Source organism: Streptomyces sp. NPDC059455 (genome assembly GCF_042750115.1).
GTDB classification, from domain to species: Bacteria; Actinomycetota; Actinomycetes; order Streptomycetales; family Streptomycetaceae; genus Streptomyces; species Streptomyces endocoffeicus.
In genome coordinates this window covers 1-1,269 of sequence record NZ_JBHYVB010000350.1, presented here as the reverse complement: position 1 = coordinate 1,269, position 1,269 = coordinate 1, and the positions used below count along the sequence as shown (strand labels likewise).

Sequence of the window (1,269 nt, the reverse complement as noted above, 5' to 3'; positions counted from 1 at the left end):
TTCACGCCGGCGTGCCCGCCGGCCCCTGACTAATGTCGTAAGCCGGGGCCCGGGGGGGGGGGGGGGGGGGGCACCCCACAGGGGGCGCCCCGGTGGGGGGCGCGCCCCTGGGGCCATGTCACGCGGCCTGCCACCGCGGTGGCCCAGCGCCGGTGCGCGGTGCGTCAGTTGTGGCCGAAGCTCTTCTGCCGGTCCTTGCGCGGCGTCGAGGGGCTGCCCTCCGACCGCATCGCCTGCGACTGCGCGTCCACCGAGGACTGCTGGCCGGCGGGGCGGTCGGCCATGCCGCGCTCCTGACGCCGCTCCTGCTGCTGCTTGCGATCGCGGTTCTTGTTCTTGCCCATGGTGGTGTTCCTCCAGTTGGGATCAGCCCCCCGGTGAAGGGCCCCGCTGGGAGAAGCCCTTCGGGAAGAACAGTGACATGCCGAGGTGACCCGTGCATTTCGGGCAATTACGGTGAGTGAGAAGGGGGGTCTTGGCGGGTAAGCCGTATCCGCCACGCCGGTGATCCAGTTCGGACTGATAACCCCCGCACGGTCGGGCAGACTCGAAGGAAAGCGGAAAGACCACATCCGGGGACGGCTGTGCGCGGGGGGCGACCGAGGACTGGATTCGTCAGGGAAGAGGGTGGAACGTGGACCGCTGCGTCGTCCTGGTGGACGCCGGGTACCTGCTGGGCGCCGCCGCGAGCCTGCTGGCCGGGGAGCCCGCCCGATCGCGTATCTCCGTCGACCACGCGACCCTCATCCAGGGCCTGCGGGAGCGGGCCGAGGCCGATACCGAACGCCCGCTGCTGCGGATCTACTGGTTCGACGGCGCCCCCGACCGCGTACCCCAGCCCGAGCACCGGCGGCTGCGCGTGATGCCCAGGGTGACCGTGCGGCTCGGCGCGCTCACCCGCAGCGACGGCCGCTGGGCCCAGAAGGGCGTGGACGCCGCCATGCACGCCGAGCTCACCGAGCTCGCCCGCAACCGGGCCTGCTCCGACATCGTCCTCGTCACCGGCGACGGGGATCTGCTGCCCGGGCTGATGTCGGCCAAGGAGCACGGCGTCGCCGTCCACCTCTGGGCGGTGCAGGCCGCCGACGGCGACTACAACCAGTCCGAGGACCTCGTGGCCGAGGCCGATGAGCGGCGCGTCCTGGACCGGGCCTGGATCACCCGGGCGGTACGCGCCAAGGAGCTTCCCGGGCCCTGTGCGCCCGTCTCCGAGCCGCGCCCGGAGATCGCGGCCATTCTCTCCGCCCCGCTGCCGGAGACCGCCACGGC

At 72.7% G+C, this 1,269-nt stretch carries 2 protein-coding genes; one reads left to right on the top strand and one right to left on the bottom strand.

The window, feature by feature from the left end; genetic code table 11:
• Nucleotides 1–164: 164 nt before the first annotated feature.
• A complete protein-coding gene (locus ACFXB5_RS51690) occupies nt 165–344 on the bottom strand; it encodes a hypothetical protein (RefSeq protein WP_385222576.1) in 180 nt (59 codons plus the stop codon).
• 290 nt (nt 345–634) lie between these two features.
• On the opposite strand from ACFXB5_RS51690, the gene ACFXB5_RS51685 reads away from it, so the two are divergent.
• Nucleotides 635–1,269, top strand: a 635-nt coding sequence (locus ACFXB5_RS51685) for an NYN domain-containing protein (protein WP_385222573.1), incomplete at its 3' end; no start/stop codon positions are given.

Coding starts and splice junctions, on each gene's coding strand:
- ACFXB5_RS51690 (WP_385222576.1), bottom strand. CDS start 344: ATGGGCAAGAACAAGAACCGCGATCGCAAGCAGCAGCAGGAGCGGCGT.